The organism is Micromonospora sp. NPDC000121, assembly GCF_042899165.1.
Taxonomy (GTDB): Bacteria; Actinomycetota; Actinomycetes; order Mycobacteriales; family Micromonosporaceae; genus Micromonospora.
Map to the genome: position 1 here is coordinate 280,744 of NZ_JBIAZP010000004.1, position 14,381 is coordinate 295,124.

Below are 14,381 nucleotides of genomic sequence, written 5' to 3' on the forward strand. Positions count from 1 at the left end.
CATGACGTCGACGCTCGCCGCCTCCGGCATCGACACCGCCGCCAGCCCCGCCCGCGCCCTGGTCTGCCGCGCCTGTTCGGCCCGCTACCCGCTCGCCGCCCAGCACGCCTGCTACGAGTGCTTCGGCCCGCTGGAGGTCGACTACGACGCCGCCGCGCTGGCGACGGTTACCCGGGAGCAGATCGAGGCCGGCCCGCAGAACATCTGGCGGTACGCGGCGCTGCTGCCCGCCGGCCAGGACCCGGCGACCCGGGTCACCCTCGACCCCGGCCTCACCCCGCTGGTCGCCGCCCCGCATCTCGCCGCCGAGCTGGGCATCACCGCTCCGCTCTGGGTCAAGGACGACAGCGCCAACCCGACCCACTCGTTCAAGGACCGGGTGGTCTCGGTGGCGCTGACCGCCGCCCGGGCGCTCGGCTTCACCCGCTACGCCTGCGCCTCCACCGGCAACCTGGCCAACTCCGTCGCCGCGCACGCCGCCCGGGCCGGGGCGCCGTCGGTGGTCTTCATCCCCGGCGACCTGGAGCAGGGCAAGGTCGTCACGACCGCGGTCTACGGCGGCGAGCTGGTCGCCGTCGACGGCTCGTACGACGACGTGAACCGGCTCTGCGGCGAGCTGGTGGAGACGGACGAGTTCGAGGACACCGCGTTCGTCAACGTCAACGTCCGCCCCTACTACGCCGAGGGGTCGAAGACGCTCGGCTACGAGGTGGCCGAGCAGCTCGGCTGGCGGATCCCGGCGCAGGTGGTCATCCCGATGGCCTCCGGGGAGCTGCTCACCAAGGTCGACAAGGCGTTCGCCGAGCTGGTCGAGATCGGGCTGGTCGAGGCGCCGGCCGGCGGCTGGAAGGTCTTCGGCGCCCAGTCGGCCGGCTGCAACCCGATCGCCGCCGCCCTGCACGCCGAGACCGACACGATCACGCCGGTCAAGCCGACGGGCATCGCCAAGTCGCTGAACATCGGCGACCCGGCCGCCGGCCTCTACGCCCTGGAGGCGGTCCGCCGCACCGGGGGCTGGATGGAGTACGTCGACGACGACGAGATCCGTGCCGGCATCCAGTTGCTGGCCCGCACCACCGGCGTGTTCGCCGAGACCGCGGGCGGGGTGACCGTGGCGGTGCTGCGCAAGCTGGTCGAGTCCGGCCGGCTCGACCCGACCGCGGAGACCGTCGTCTTCAACACCGGCGAGGGCCTCAAGACCCTCGACGCGATCGCCGCCCAGGCCGGCCCCACCCACCGCATCAGGCCCTCGCTGCGCGCCGCCCGCGACGCCGGCCTCCTCGGCTGACCTGTCCTACCCCCGCCCGCCGCGCTCGGGCGCACCCGGCCGGCCCGCTGCTGTTCGGGCGGGTCGATGGCACAACGTGCACGATCGCGGCGCGGACGGGGGAGGGGCGGCTCGCCCGGACGGGGGATCGGGTCGATCCGCCGGGTAACTGGCTTTTCGCTGTGAGTGCGGAAAACGCGCCGACAAGGACTTGACGGCAGGAACCGGACGGCGCAAGATGCTTCGTGCGGGAGGGCGTTTCGCCGGAGACTTTGAGTTCTTGCGACCCAACGCCGGAGGCGTTGTGCGAGCGTCCCTCCCGACCAACGTCCGATCGGGCCAGCGGTTTAATCGCTGGCCCGATCGTCGTTCCCGGGCCACCCTCGGAGCATGAGCATCACGATCGCGCCGATCGACGCCGCCGACCAGACCGCGATCGACGCGGCGTACGAGATCGGCGCGGCGGCCAACGACGTCGACCTGCCGGACTTCCCGCCCTTCTGCCGGCGGCGCTTCGAGGCCGCGATCCGGCACCCGATGCCCGGCAACACCCCGCTCTGGGCGCTGGCCCGGCTCGACGGCGTGCCGGCCGGCTATCTCGGGCTGGACCTGCCGCAGCTCGACAACACGGAGAACGCCACGGCCGACCTGATCGTGCACCCGGCGTACCGGCGTCGTGGGGTGGGTCGGGCGCTGCACGAGCACGCCGTACGGCTGCTGCGCGAGCGGGGCCGCAAGCGGGTGCTCGGGATGGCGGTCGCCACGCTGCCCGGCGGCCCGGCCCGGCCCGAGGCCGGCGCCGCCTTCGCCGCGTCGACCGGCGCGCAGCCGGCGCTGGCCGAGATCCGCAGCCGGCTCGACACCACCCGGCTCGACCACGACGGGCTGGACACCGCGCTGGCCGAGGCCCGGACCCGGGCCGCCGGCTACCGAGTCCTCCGCTGGCAGGGGCGCAGCCCCGACGAGTACGCCGCCGACGTCGCCTACCTCGACGGCCGGCTGATGGCCGACGCGCCCCTCGGCGACGTGGAGTGGGAGCCCGAGCGGATCGACGTCGAACGGGTCCGCGGCATCGAGCGGGCGCTGGAGGCGCGGGGGCGGCGGCGTTACCACACGGCGGTGCGCCACGAGGCGTCCGGCCGGGTGGTCGCCTGGACCCTGCTCGACGTCGGCGCCTCGGCGGACTGGCACGCGTTCCAGCAGATCACCATCGTCGACCCCGCCCACCGGGGGCACCGGCTCGGCCTGATCGTCAAGATCGAGAACCTGCGGCACCTGCTCGCCCACGAGCCGGCGGTCCGCGCGGTCGACACCTTCAACGCGGCGGCCAACAGCCACATGATCGCCATCAACGAGCGGCTCGGCTTCCGCCCGATCGACGGCTGGACCGACTGGCAGCTGACGATCTGAGTTGTGACACGGCCCTACTGATCCTGGGGCTTCCTGTTGCATGATGGCGGGCATGACGGAGACCCCGCACCCCCTGTACGACAGGCACGCCGACACCCTCACCCGTGCGCTGACCGCGATCACGGAGCGCGGGTACTGGTCCGCCTACCCCGAGTCGCCCAGCCCACGGGTCTACGGCGAGACCGCCGCCGCCGACGGCAAGGCCGCCTTCGAGGCGTACCTCGGCGGCGACTTCCCCCTCGACCAGCCGGGCGCCGGTGACCGGGTCGCCACCGAGACCAGCCCGTTCGGCGTCGAGCTGGGCGTCCGCTACCCGCACGCCGGCGCCGACGAACTGGTCGCCGCCGCCTCCGCCGCCCTGCCGAGCTGGCGCGACGCCGGCCCGCAGACCCGGGCCGGCGTCTGCCTGGAGATCCTCGACCGGCTGCACAAGCACATCTTCGAGCTGGCCAACGCGGTGCAGTTCACCAGCGGCCAGGCGTTCGTGATGGCCTTCCAGGCCGGCGGCGCGCACGCGCTGGACCGCGCGCTGGAGGCGGTCGCCTACGCGTACGCGGAGATGACCCGGCACCCGGGGACGGCGGGCTGGGAGAAGGCGGCCGGCAAGGGCGACCCGCTGCGGATGACCAAGACCTTCCACGTGGTGCCCCGCGGCGTGGCGCTGGTGATCGGCTGCAACACCTTCCCGACCTGGAACTCGTACCCGGGGCTGTTCGCCTCGCTGGTCACCGGCAACCCGGTGGTCGTCAAGCCGCACCCCCGCGCCGTGCTGCCGCTGGCCATCACCGCCCGGTACGCCCGGGAGGTGCTCGCCGAGGCCGGCTTCGACCCGAACCTGGTGCTGCTCGCCCCCGAGGCCCCCGGCGAGAAGCTCGCCTCCACGCTGGCCCTGCACCCGGCCGTGAAGATCGTCGACTTCACCGGCTCCACCGAGTACGGCGACTGGCTGGAGGCCAACGCCCGGCAGGCGGCGGTCTACACCGAGAAGGCCGGCCTGAACACGGTGGTGGTCGACTCCACCGACGACTTCGCCGGGATGTGCCGCAACCTCGGCTTCACGCTGACCCTCTACAGCGGCCAGATGTGCACCACCTCGCAGAACATCCTCATCCCCGCCGGCGGGATCACCACCGACCAGGGGCACAAGAGCTTCGACGAGGTGGCCGGCGGGATCGCCGCCGCGATCGGCAAGCTCACCGCCGACCCGGCGCGCGGGGTGGAGTTCACCGGCGCGATCGTCAACGACGGGGTGCTGGAGCGCCTCGACGAGGTCACCAAGGTCGGCGAGACGGTGCTGGAGTCGCGTACGGTCGAGCACCCGGCCTTCCCCGGCGCGGTGGTCCGCACCCCGACGCTGGTCAAGCTGGCGGCCGACGACACGGCGACCTACTCCAAGGAGTGGTTCGGCCCCATCTCGTTCGCCATCGCGACCGACTCGACCGCGCACAGCCTGGAGATCCTGCGGTCCACCGTCGGCGAGAAGGGTGCGCTCACCGCGGCGGTCTACTCCACCGACGAGACGGTCCTCGACGCGGCCGAGGCGGCGGCGATCGAGGTCGGGGTGCACCTGTCCTGCAACCTGACCGGCGGGGTCTTCGTGAACCAGTCGGCGGCCTTCTCCGACTTCCACGGCAGTGGCGCGAACGCGGCGGCCAACTCCGCGCTGACCGACGGCGCCTACGTGGCCAACCGGTTCCGCATCGTGCAGTCGCGCCGGCACGCCTGAGAGTTCCTCCTGTCGGGTTCCGGGGCGGGCTGCCCCGGATACCCGCAGGGGGTCAGGCGGAGCGGCGCATCTGGAGTTCGGTGAGCGTCGGCACGGTGGGGTGTGGCACGCGTACGCCGGTGTCGACGAAGCCCAGCCGCTGGTAGGCGCGGTAGGCCCGGTCGTTGCCGACCACCACCTCCAGCATCAGCTCGGGCCGGCCGCACTCCCGGGACCAGGCGGCCACCGCCTCGACCAGTTCGCCGAGCAGGCCGGTGCCCCGCCACGACGGGGTGACGTAGACGGCGTACACGACGGTCAGCCCGGGCTCCTCCGGGGCCACCGTGCCCCCGGCGTGCCCGACCAGCCGGCCGCCCGGGTCCGCGACGAACTGCGCGGTGTCCGCGCCTGCCGACACGTCGGCGATCCGGGCCGCGTAGTCGGCGTGCGGCCGGGCCGCCGCGTTGGCGAGGGTCTCCAGGAAGGCCAGCGGCGCGTCGGCGAGCATCTCCAGCCGCAGCGCCCGCATCCGGGCGGCGTCCCGCGGCCGGACCCGCCGGATCTCCGCGTGCCGGGCGCCCGCCGGCCCCCGCCCCGGCCCGTCCGGCGTGCTCGTCATGCCGCATGCCTACCACAACGACGGATGACGATGCCCCTCGATCGGAATATGCCCGATTTGGGGTCGTGCGCCGCCGTCACGCCTCGTGTAGCGTGCGATTTCGGTCACCGATTCAGCGGCCTCCCCCGACCGCCGGTTCGGTGGTCCTCCGGTGCCGGTCCGCCGGCCTCCGGGGTTGTGGAACGCCGTGCAGAGTGAGGAAGTGGACCGTGGCACAGGGCACCGTGAAGTGGTTCAACGCCGAAAAGGGCTACGGCTTCATCGCCGTGGACGGCGGGCAGGACGTGTTCGTCCACTTCTCCGCGATCGAGATGGACGGCTACAAGGCGCTGGACGACGGCCAGCGGGTGGAGTTCGAGATCGCCCAGGGCCAGAAGGGGCCGCAGGCCGAGCGCGTACGCGTCATCGCCTGACCCCGCCGCCCGCCACACCGGGGTGGGGATGCGGTACGGGTGCCCGGCAGGAAAGATCGTGAGCCGTTCCAGCCGTCGCTGAGGAGGGTTCATGTCCGACCAGCCGCCCCAGGCCACGCCGCCGGGAGACCCCGGCCCCGCCGCGGCCGGCGATCCGACCGCGCCGCCGCCTGGCGCGACCACGCCCCCGCCCGCCGGTGACCCGGCTGTCGCGTACCCGCCCGCACCCTCCGGGGAGCCGGCGGTCACGCCCCCGCCCGCGGCCGGGGAGTCGGCGGCCACGCCCGTGCCCGCCGGCGAGCCGGGCGTCGTGCCCCCGCCGGGCCCCGGCGCGCAGCAGCCGCAGGGGTGGGTCTACCCGCCCGCCGGCGGTTACCCGGCCGGCTCCGGCCCGTACGGCGGGCAGCCGTGGTATCCGGGCGCGCCGGTCGTGTACCCGGGGCAGCCGGTCGCGTACCCGGGGCAGCCGGTCCACGGGTGGTACCCGCCCGGCCTCGACCCGGCCGACCCGCTGGTCACCCCGCCCGGCGGCGGCGTGAGCGGCTGGTTCAACCGGTGCGTCGGCGCGGTGCGTCGGGGCTGGCGGCAACTGCTGCCGATCCTGCTGCTCACCCAGGTGCTGCCGGCCGTGGTGCTGTCGGTGCTCGCGCTGGTGGTCGACCCGTCGGCCAAGTGGGAGGAGTCGATGGCCGACGACCCCGCCGCGCTGCCCGACACCTTCCTGGGCGACGTGGGCACCATGATGGCCGTGCTGATCGGGGGCGCCCTGGTTTTCGGCCTCGTGCAGAGCCTCGGCTGGGCCGCCGGCACCTGGGTGGTCGCCCGGCAGGCGGCGGGCCAGCCGGTGACCGTCGGCGCCGCCCTGGGCTACGGCCTGCGCCGGGCGCCGGGCCTCTGGGGCTGGACCCTGCTGATGAGCGTGATCATCGGGCTCGGGGTGTGCTTCTGCGTCATCCCCGGCATCTACTTCGCTCTCGCGCTGAGCATGGCCGGCCCCGTCTACCTCTTCGAACGGCAGCACCCGATCGGTCGCTCGTTCCGGATGTTCCACGACCGGCTCGGCCTGCTGCTCGGCCGGGTGGCGCTCGTCGCGGCGGCGGTGATCGTCGGGGGCGGGGCGGCCGGCCTGGTGGAGGGCATCGGTTCGCTGCCGTTCGGCGTCACCCCGCTGGAGTCGCCGGGCACGGCGGTGGGCGCGATCGCGGTGGCGGCGCTCGGCGGCGTGCTGGGCCTGCCCGCCCACCTCGCCCAGCAGGTCGGCCTGGTCGTCACGTACGCCGAGCAGCGCGCCCACGAGGGGCCGGTGGACAGCGCGCGGCTGGCCGGTGAACTCGGCTGAGCGAGGCGGGCGTGCTTGCACTCGGCAGGGGAGAGTGCTAAACAAGTCATTGGCACTCGCATACCGTGAGTGCCAATGGTCGGGGCGGTAGGGCCACGGTCGCACGGGCGTCCACACGCCGGTGCGGCACATGGCCGGTCGTCGCGGGCTATCCGGCCCGGCCGAGGAGACGTCGTCGTCGCCAGGTGGCGACGTCCCCAAGGTGCGTACACCAGGCGGCCCATCCGGGACACAACCTCCGGGTGGCCCGTGAGTGTCCAGGAGGACAACGCCGTATGGCCAAGATGATCGCGTTCGACGAAGAGGCGCGCCGCGGCCTCGAGCGGGGCATGAACCAGCTCGCCGACGCCGTGAAGGTGACGCTCGGCCCCAAGGGCCGCAACGTCGTGCTCGAGAAGAAGTGGGGTGCCCCCACCATCACCAACGATGGTGTGAGCATCGCCAAGGAGATCGAGCTCGAGGACCCCTACGAGAAGATCGGCGCCGAGCTGGTCAAGGAGGTCGCCAAGAAGACCGACGACGTCGCCGGTGACGGCACGACGACGGCGACCGTCCTGGCCCAGGCCCTCGTCCGCGAGGGCCTGCGCAACGTGGCCGCCGGCGCCAACCCGATGGCCCTGAAGCGGGGCATCGAGGCCGCCGTGGCCAGCGTCTCGGAGGAGCTGTCGAAGCTCGCCAAGGACGTCGAGACCAAGGAGCAGATCGCCTCCACCGCCTCCATCTCCGCCGGTGACAGCACCGTCGGCGAGATCATCGCCGAGGCGATGGACAAGGTCGGCAAGGAAGGCGTCATCACCGTCGAGGAGAGCAACACCTTCGGCCTGGAGCTCGAGCTCACCGAGGGTATGCGCTTCGACAAGGGCTACATCTCGGCCTACTTCATGACCGACCCGGAGCGCATGGAGGCCGTCTTCGACGACCCCTACCTCCTGATCGTCAACAGCAAGATCTCGTCGGTGAAGGACCTGCTCCCGATCCTGGAGAAGGTCATGCAGTCGGGCAAGCCGCTGCTGATCATCGCCGAGGACATCGAGGGCGAGGCCCTGGCGACCCTGGTCGTCAACAAGGTCCGGGGCACCTTCAAGTCGGTCGCCGTCAAGGCGCCGGGCTTCGGTGACCGCCGCAAGGCCATGCTGGCCGACATCGCCATCCTCACCGGTGGCCAGGTCATCAGCGAGGAGGTCGGCCTCAAGCTGGACGCCGTCGGCCTCGACATGCTGGGCCGCGCCCGCAAGGTCGTGGTGACCAAGGACGAGACCACCATCGTCGACGGTGCCGGTGACGCCGAGCAGATCCAGGGCCGGGTCAACCAGATCCGGGCCGAGATCGAGAAGAGCGACTCCGACTACGACCGCGAGAAGCTGCAGGAGCGCCTGGCCAAGCTGGCCGGCGGTGTTGCGGTGATCAAGGTCGGCGCGGCCACCGAGGTCGAGCTGAAGGAGCGCAAGCACCGCATCGAGGACGCCGTCCGCAACGCGAAGGCCGCCGTCGAGGAGGGCATCGTCCCGGGTGGTGGCGTCGCGCTGGTGCAGGCCGGCAAGACCGCCTTCGACAAGCTGGACCTGACCGGCGACGAGGCGACCGGCGCGCAGATCGTCAAGATCGCGCTGGACGCCCCGCTGCGGCAGATCGCCGTCAACGCCGGCCTCGAGGGTGGCGTCGTCGTCGAGCACGTCCGCAACATCGAGCCGGGTCACGGCCTCAACGCCGCCAACGGCGAGTACGTCGACCTGCTGGCCGCGGGCATCATCGACCCGGCCAAGGTGACCCGCTCGGCGCTGCAGAACGCCTCGTCGATCGCGGCGCTCTTCCTCACCACCGAGGCCGTCGTGGCGGACAAGCCGGAGAAGGCCCCGGCCGCCCCGGCTGGTCCGGGCGGCGGGGACATGGACTTCTGAGTCCAGCTCCAGTACGCCGGAAGGGGCGGGCCGCGTCAGCGGTCCGCCCCTTCCGCCGTCAGGTCGGCAGTGGCCTCTGGTTGCGTCTCTTCTGCGCCCGGCCGTACGGCTGCGGGATCTGGACCGGCTCGTCGACCAGCGCCACCGGCTCGTCGGTCGGCTCGTCGGCGCCGGTCATCTCCGCCCGCTGCTCGGCGTCGCCGTAGTCGAGCCGGTCGAACGGCAACGGGCCGGGGCGTTCGTCGTCCGTGGTCATGGCTGCCTCCTTAACCGAAACGGTAGGGGGCGTCGAGCAGAGACGGGGGCGAATGGGGTTATCAGCGTCTATATCCCATTCGCCCCCTCGTGTCACTCTCCGAGCGTCCTGCGGTACAGGAAGAAGACCCGCTCGATCCGGGCGCCCGCGCTACCCGAGTAGAACGGCACCGGCCCCACCCAGCCGATCTGCGCCGCCGTCACGCCCGCCGCCCGCTGGTCGCGCAGGCAGCGGCGCAGCAGGACGCCGCCGATCCCCGAGCCCTCCGCCGCCGGGGCGGTGCCCATCGGGCCGAACCAACTCGGCCGGGACGACCCGTACGCGGCGAAGCCGAGCACCTCGCCGTCGCGCTCGGCCAGGTGGCAGCCCGCCCCCTCCCGACCCACCGAACCGGCCAGCTCCGCGTCCCACGCGCCGCCGAACGTGGCGCGGGCGAACTCCGCCAGCGCCGGCAGGTCGGCCGGCCCGGCGCGGCGGACCGAGACGCCCCGGCCGGCCAGCCGAGCCTCCGCCGCCTCCGTCGAACGCAGCGCGGGGGAGTCGTCGTACGACAGGTCGGCTGTCATGTTCCACGCCGTCCGGTCCTGCCGGTAGCCGAGCGCCAGCGCGGCGCAGACCGCCGGGGTGTAGCGCACGTCGATCCCGGGCCAGCCGTAGTACGGCGGGTTCCCCGCCAGCAGCACCTCGGCCGCGCCGAGCCCGGCCAGGGTCCGCTCGGCGGACGACAGCAGCGCCCGCCCGACGCCCCGGCGCCGGTGGTCGGGGTGCACCGCCACGAGGTCCACGTGCCCGAGCCCGGCGTCCCGCCCCGACAGGGAGCAGACCAGCGCCCCGACCAGCTCCGCCCCCCGGTACGCGCCCAGCGCGACCACCGGCCGGTCGGCGGCCGCCCGGGTCCAGAGCGCGTCCACGAGGGCCGGCGCCTCGGCGGCGTCCTCGGGCAGGTCCAGCGCCCGGCGGCACAGCTCCGCCACGGCGGGCGCCCGGTCGGCGGTCAGCTCGACGATCTCCGCATCCATGGTCGCCGACCCTAGATCACGGGGCACGGGGACGGGCAGGGGCCGGCTACCCGCGGGCCGCCCGCACCGCCGCGTACGCGTCGACCAGGCCGGCGCCGGTGATGTTCGCGTCGCCGCCGCAGGTCTGGGTCCGGGGGGCGTACGTCGCCGGGGTCGCCGTGTCCCGCAGGATCTGCCGGGTGCGGGGCAGGTCGCCCACCAGCGCCGGGTTGGCCGACCACATCAGTGCCACCACGCCGGCCACCTGCGGGGTCGCCATCGAGGTGCCGCTCAGGGTGGCGTACCCGCCGCCGGGCATCGCCGACAGCACCTCGTGGCCGGGGGCGACCAGGTCCGGCTTCGCCGCCCCCGGCACCGGTCCGCGGGACGAGAAGCTGGTGACCCGGCGCTGCGCGTCCACCGCGCCGACGGTCAGCACGTCCGCGTACGGCGCGGGCGGGTCGTCGATCGAGCCGCAGTAAGGGCCGGTGTTGCCGGCGGCGGCGACCACCAGGATGCCGGCGGCCTCCAGGGCGGCGGTGGCCGGCCGGAGTGCCCCCGGGTCGCAGCCCTCGATCGGCGGGCAGCCCCACGAGTTGGTGAGGATGTCCGGGGCGCGCGCCGGGCGCCCGTCCGTGAACGGGTTCCCGCCGGGCGGGAAGGGCGCCAGCATGAACTGGAGGCAGTCCAGGTAGTACGCGGGGCTGCCCAGGTTACGGTCCAGGTTGACGCAGCCCACCCACTGCGCGCCCGGGGCCACCCCGATCCCCCCTCGGCCCACCGCGCTGCCCGCCGTGTGCGTGCCGTGCCCGCCCTGGTCGGTCGGCGACCGGGTGCCGTCCCACGGGTCGTACCAGGAGTCGTCGCCGCCCCGGAAGCCGGCGGCCAGCGCCGGGTGCCCGCCGTCCACCCCGGAGTCGGAGCTGCCCACCACGATCCCGGAGCCGTCCACCCCGAGCTGCGACCAGACGCGGTCCGCGCCGAGCATCCGGACGTTCCACTCCGGGCCGGCCGGCGCGGGCGCGGTGCCCCGGCTGCGGCCGGCCGGCGCGGGCAGCGGCCGCACCCGCTGGCTGACCAGCACCCGGGCCACCTCCGGCCGGCGGGCCAGCCAGGCCCGCACCGCCGGCCCGCCGTCCACCTCAATGGCGTTGACCAGGTAGTAGGAGGTGTGGTCCAGCCGCAGCCGGCGCAGGTCCCGGCGCAGGTCGGCCTGGGTCCGCTCGGCGGTGTCGACCAGCCGCCGGTAGACCTCGCCGGCCCGCGCGTCCCGGCCGGCCCGCCCGGCCGCCGCCAGCACGCCGCTCAGGTCGGCCTGCTCGCGCAGCACCACGAACAGCCGCTCGCCGTGCAGGCCGGGCTGGCCCGCGCCGACGGCCACCGCGCCGACCGCGACCAGCAGGGCCGCGGCGGTCGCCCCGGCCACCCGCCGGCTCGGCCGCCGGCTGCGGGCCCGGGCCAGCAGCACGCCGTACGCCACGGCGAGCACGGCCGCGACGGCGAGCCCGGCGCCGGCGGCGGCCGCCACCCAGAACGGCACGTCCCGGGTGGTGGTCAGGACGAGGGTGATCTCCTCGGGATCGGTGAAGGCCAGCGGGCCGAACACGGCGAGACCGACCAGCCAGCGGGTGGCGGCGCGGACCCCGGCCGCGCCGGCACGCCCGCCCGGCTCGCGCCCGCCCGGCCCGTCCCCCGTGGTGCCCGACGGGTCGGCCGACGCCGCGCCCGGGGTCGCGGCGGCCGGGCGGCGGGCCGCCGCGTGCAGGGCGGCCAGCGCGAAGCCGGCCGGCGGCAGGGTCAGCAGCAGGGGCAGATGGGCCCCGGACTGCCCGACCCCGGCGGCGAGGACGAGCAGCGCGACCCCGGCGACCAGCCCGCCGACCAGCACCAGCCGGGCCGGCCGGGGCGGCTCGCCGACGGCGAAGCGGGACCAGAATGCGTCGTCCAGCAGCGCCCCGGCCAGCGCGCCCAGGGCGGCGGCGGCGAGCCCGGCGAGCACCGTCTCCAGCAGCCCGCCGAGCGCCCCCAGCCAGACCCACGGCAGCAGCAGCGCCAGCCCGCCGGCCACCCCGAGCAGGGTGGCGGTCGGGGCGGACGGCCGGGGCGTCGCGGCGGTGCGGCGGGCGAGCGCCCGCAGGACGAGGGTGGCCAGGGCGGCCGTGGCGGCCAGCGCCGCGAGGTACGCCTCGTGGTGCACCGGCGGGAGCGCCCGGAGCAGCCCCAGTGCGCCGAGCACGAGCGCCGCGGCCAGCCAGGCCCGGCCGGTGGCGCGGACCGCCGCCGAGCGGGGCAGCAGGGCGAGCGACAGCGCGGGCGCGCCGACCAGCAGCACGGTGAACAGCACCGTCGCCGGCCAGAGCCACACCACGCGGTCCCGCCCGGCGGCCAGCATGATCTGGTCGGCCAGCCACCCGCCGAGCTGGCTGACCACCACGAACCCGACCGTCCAGCAGCCGGCGACCACCGCCGCCACCACCGGCCACGGACTCGGCCGGGCCGGCGCGGCCGGCGGGAGCGGGGCGGGCTGACCAGCGGGGAACGGGGGGCCGATCTCCATTCCACAGACAGTACGGCCCGGACGGTGTGTGCCGCCGGTGTGGCCGTGACGGTTACCGTGGACGGGTGCGCGACCCCAACGTGTCCCGAATCGAGGCCAGCCAGCTCTCCCCGGAGCGCCGGGCCGCCGGCCTGCGTCGCCTGCGGGCCGAACGCTTCGACGTGCTGGTCATCGGCGGTGGGGTGACCGGGGCGGGGGCCGCCCTGGACGCGGCCTCGCGGGGGCTGAAGGTGGCCCTGGTGGAGGCGCGCGACTACGCCGCCGGCACCTCCAGCCGCTCCAGCAAGCTGATCCACGGCGGCCTGCGCTACCTGGAGCAGTTGGAGTTCCACCTGGTGCACGAGGCGCTCACGGAGCGCGGCCTGCTCGCCACCCGCCTCGCCCCGCACCTGGTGCGGCCGGTGCCCATCCTGGTCCCGCTGCCCGGCGGGCGGGGCCCGCGCGACCTGCCCGGCCGGCTGTTCCGCCGCTCCTACTACGGCGCCGGCGTGGCGGCGTACGACGCCTTCGCCGGGATCCTCGGCGGCGGCCGGGGCATGCCGCTGCACCGCCACCTGACCCGCGAGGGCGCCCGCCGCGTCTTCCCCAGCCTGCGGGCCGACGCGCTGGCCGGCGCGATCCGCTACTACGACGGGCAGGTCGACGACGCCCGGCTGGTGGTGACCCTGGCCCGCACCGCGGCCAGCCTCGGCGCGACCGTCGTGACCAGCGCCCGGGCGGTCGGGCTGATCCGGCAGGCCCGCGAGGTCACCGGCGTCCGGGTCCGCGACCTGGAGGCGCCGGCCGGTTCCCCGGACGCCGAGTTCGAGGTGCGCGCCCGCACCGTCATCGCCGCCACCGGCGTGTGGAGCGACGACATGTCCCGGATGCTGAACGACGTCGGGCTGCGCCCCGGCATCCGGGTCCGGGCCTCCAAGGGTGTGCACCTGGTGGTGCCCCGCTCGGCGATCACCGGCGAGGCCGGGCTGATCCTGCGTACGGCGACCAGCGTGCTCTTCGTCATCCCGTGGGGCGGGCACTGGATCATCGGCACCACCGACACCGACTGGCGGCTCGACCGGGCCCACCCGGCCGCCTCCGCCCGCGACATCGAGTACCTGCTGGAGCAGGTCAACACCGTGCTGGACCGGCCGCTCACCACGGCCGACATCGAGGGCGTCTACGCCGGGTTGCGGCCGCTGCTGGCCGGCGAGGCCGACTCGACCTCGAAGCTGTCCCGCGAGCACGCCGTCTTCGAGCCGATGCTCGGGCTGCTGCTGGTCGCCGGCGGCAAGTACACGACGTACCGGGTGATGGCCTCGGACGTGGTCGACCGGGCCGCCCACCGGCTCGGCGCCGTACGCCCCTCGCGCACCGCCGACCTGCCGCTGCTCGGCGCCGACGGGTACGCGGCGATGTGGCGGGACCGGGCCGACCTGGCCCGCCGGCACGGGGTGCCGGTCGGGGTGGTCGAGCACCTGCTGGAGCGCTACGGCACCCTCACCCTGGACCTGCTCGCCCTGGTCGACGCCGACCCGCTGCTCGCCTCCCCGCTGGCCGGCGCCCCGGAATACCTCGCGGCCGAGGTGACGTACGCGGCCCGGTCCGAGGGGGCGCTGCACCTGGAGGACGTGCTCACCCGGCGGACCCGGATCTCCATCGAGACCCCGCACCGGGGCCTGGAGTCGGCCGGGCACGCCGCCGAGCTGATGGGCGCGGTGCTCGGTTGGGACGAGGCCACCCGGGCCCGCGAGGTGGAGCACTACCGGGCCAGGGTGGAGGCGGAACGCCAGTCCCAACTGATGCCCGACGACGCCACCGCGGACGCCGCCCGGCTCGGCGCGCCCGACGTCCGGGGCTTCGCGGCCGACCGTGGCTCGGACGACGATCCCGTCGAACTACCGTCCTCGTCCCGCTGACCGACCCCCACCCTCGACGCC

General features: G+C 74.8%; 11 protein-coding genes. 7 read left to right on the top strand and 4 right to left on the bottom strand.

Annotated elements, in window-relative coordinates; translation table 11 throughout:
• The first annotated feature begins 1 nt into the window (after position 1).
• The 3 genes from thrC (at position 2) to paaN (ending at position 4,403) form a co-directional block, all read left to right on the top strand.
• Positions 2-1,288, top strand: a complete 1,287-nt coding sequence (gene thrC, locus ACFY23_RS14800; protein WP_350686173.1) for a threonine synthase — start codon at positions 2-4, stop codon at positions 1,286-1,288.
• Between the two features lie 369 nt (positions 1,289-1,657).
• The gene (locus tag ACFY23_RS14805; RefSeq protein WP_350686175.1) at positions 1,658-2,677 is read left to right on the top strand and encodes a GNAT family N-acetyltransferase; all 1,020 of its coding nucleotides are present in this window, start codon (positions 1,658-1,660) and stop codon (positions 2,675-2,677) included.
• A 52-nt stretch (positions 2,678-2,729) separates the two neighbouring features.
• On the top strand, positions 2,730-4,403 hold the full coding sequence (paaN, locus tag ACFY23_RS14810) for a phenylacetic acid degradation protein PaaN (RefSeq protein WP_350818963.1): 1,674 nt from the start codon (positions 2,730-2,732) through the stop codon (positions 4,401-4,403).
• Positions 4,404-4,455: 52 nt separating this feature from the next.
• On the opposite strand, the gene ACFY23_RS14815 is transcribed toward paaN, so the two are convergent.
• On the bottom strand, positions 4,456-5,001 hold the full coding sequence (locus tag ACFY23_RS14815) for a GNAT family N-acetyltransferase (protein ID WP_350685116.1): 546 nt from the start codon (positions 4,999-5,001) through the stop codon (positions 4,456-4,458).
• Positions 5,002-5,210: 209 nt separating this feature from the next.
• Here ACFY23_RS14815 and ACFY23_RS14820 point away from each other — a divergent pair, with 209 nt between their 5' ends.
• The 3 genes from ACFY23_RS14820 (at position 5,211) to groL (ending at position 8,651) form a co-directional block, all read left to right on the top strand.
• Positions 5,211-5,414, top strand: a complete 204-nt coding sequence (locus tag ACFY23_RS14820; protein ID WP_013288855.1) for a cold-shock protein — start codon at positions 5,211-5,213, stop codon at positions 5,412-5,414.
• 91 nt (positions 5,415-5,505) lie between these two features.
• Positions 5,506-6,753: a hypothetical protein gene (locus ACFY23_RS14825; RefSeq protein ID WP_350685115.1), complete on the top strand. Its 1,248-nt coding sequence runs from the start codon at positions 5,506-5,508 to the stop codon at positions 6,751-6,753.
• Positions 6,754-7,028: 275 nt separating this feature from the next.
• A complete protein-coding gene (groL, locus tag ACFY23_RS14830) occupies positions 7,029-8,651 on the top strand; it encodes a chaperonin GroEL (protein WP_350685114.1) in 1,623 nt (540 codons plus the stop codon).
• Positions 8,652-8,709: 58 nt separating this feature from the next.
• Here groL and ACFY23_RS14835 read toward each other — a convergent pair whose 3' ends face one another.
• The 3 genes from ACFY23_RS14835 to ACFY23_RS14845 all read right to left on the bottom strand — a co-directional run bounded on the left by ACFY23_RS14835 (position 8,710) and on the right by ACFY23_RS14845 (position 12,462).
• Positions 8,710-8,907, bottom strand: coding sequence for a hypothetical protein (locus ACFY23_RS14835; protein ID WP_350685113.1), 198 nt, complete (start codon positions 8,905-8,907; stop codon positions 8,710-8,712).
• Between the two features lie 92 nt (positions 8,908-8,999).
• Positions 9,000-9,926, bottom strand: a complete 927-nt coding sequence (locus ACFY23_RS14840; protein ID WP_350685112.1) for a GNAT family N-acetyltransferase — start codon at positions 9,924-9,926, stop codon at positions 9,000-9,002.
• Between the two features lie 46 nt (positions 9,927-9,972).
• Positions 9,973-12,462 carry a S8 family serine peptidase gene (locus ACFY23_RS14845; RefSeq protein WP_350685111.1) on the bottom strand — a complete coding sequence of 830 codons (2,490 nt, stop codon included), beginning with the start codon at positions 12,460-12,462 and terminating at the stop codon, positions 9,973-9,975.
• Positions 12,463-12,542: 80 nt separating this feature from the next.
• Between ACFY23_RS14845 and ACFY23_RS14850 the strand changes: the two genes are divergently transcribed.
• The gene (locus ACFY23_RS14850) at positions 12,543-14,360 is read left to right on the top strand and encodes a glycerol-3-phosphate dehydrogenase/oxidase (protein ID WP_350685119.1); all 1,818 of its coding nucleotides are present in this window, start codon (positions 12,543-12,545) and stop codon (positions 14,358-14,360) included.
• The last annotated feature ends 21 nt before the right edge of the window (positions 14,361-14,381 follow it).

Bases quoted from the DNA above. Each gene is read 5' to 3' on its own strand.
- thrC (WP_350686173.1), top strand. From the start codon at position 2: ATGACGTCGACGCTCGCCGCCTCCGGCATCGACACCGCCGCCAGCCCC.
- ACFY23_RS14805 (WP_350686175.1), top strand. From the start codon at position 1,658: ATGAGCATCACGATCGCGCCGATCGACGCCGCCGACCAGACCGCGATC.
- paaN (WP_350818963.1), top strand. From the start codon at position 2,730: ATGACGGAGACCCCGCACCCCCTGTACGACAGGCACGCCGACACCCTC.
- ACFY23_RS14815 (WP_350685116.1), bottom strand. From the start codon at position 5,001: ATGACGAGCACGCCGGACGGGCCGGGGCGGGGGCCGGCGGGCGCCCGG.
- ACFY23_RS14825 (WP_350685115.1), top strand. From the start codon at position 5,506: ATGTCCGACCAGCCGCCCCAGGCCACGCCGCCGGGAGACCCCGGCCCC.
- groL (WP_350685114.1), top strand. From the start codon at position 7,029: ATGGCCAAGATGATCGCGTTCGACGAAGAGGCGCGCCGCGGCCTCGAG.
- ACFY23_RS14835 (WP_350685113.1), bottom strand. From the start codon at position 8,907: ATGACCACGGACGACGAACGCCCCGGCCCGTTGCCGTTCGACCGGCTC.
- ACFY23_RS14840 (WP_350685112.1), bottom strand. From the start codon at position 9,926: ATGGATGCGGAGATCGTCGAGCTGACCGCCGACCGGGCGCCCGCCGTG.
- ACFY23_RS14845 (WP_350685111.1), bottom strand. From the start codon at position 12,462: ATGGAGATCGGCCCCCCGTTCCCCGCTGGTCAGCCCGCCCCGCTCCCG.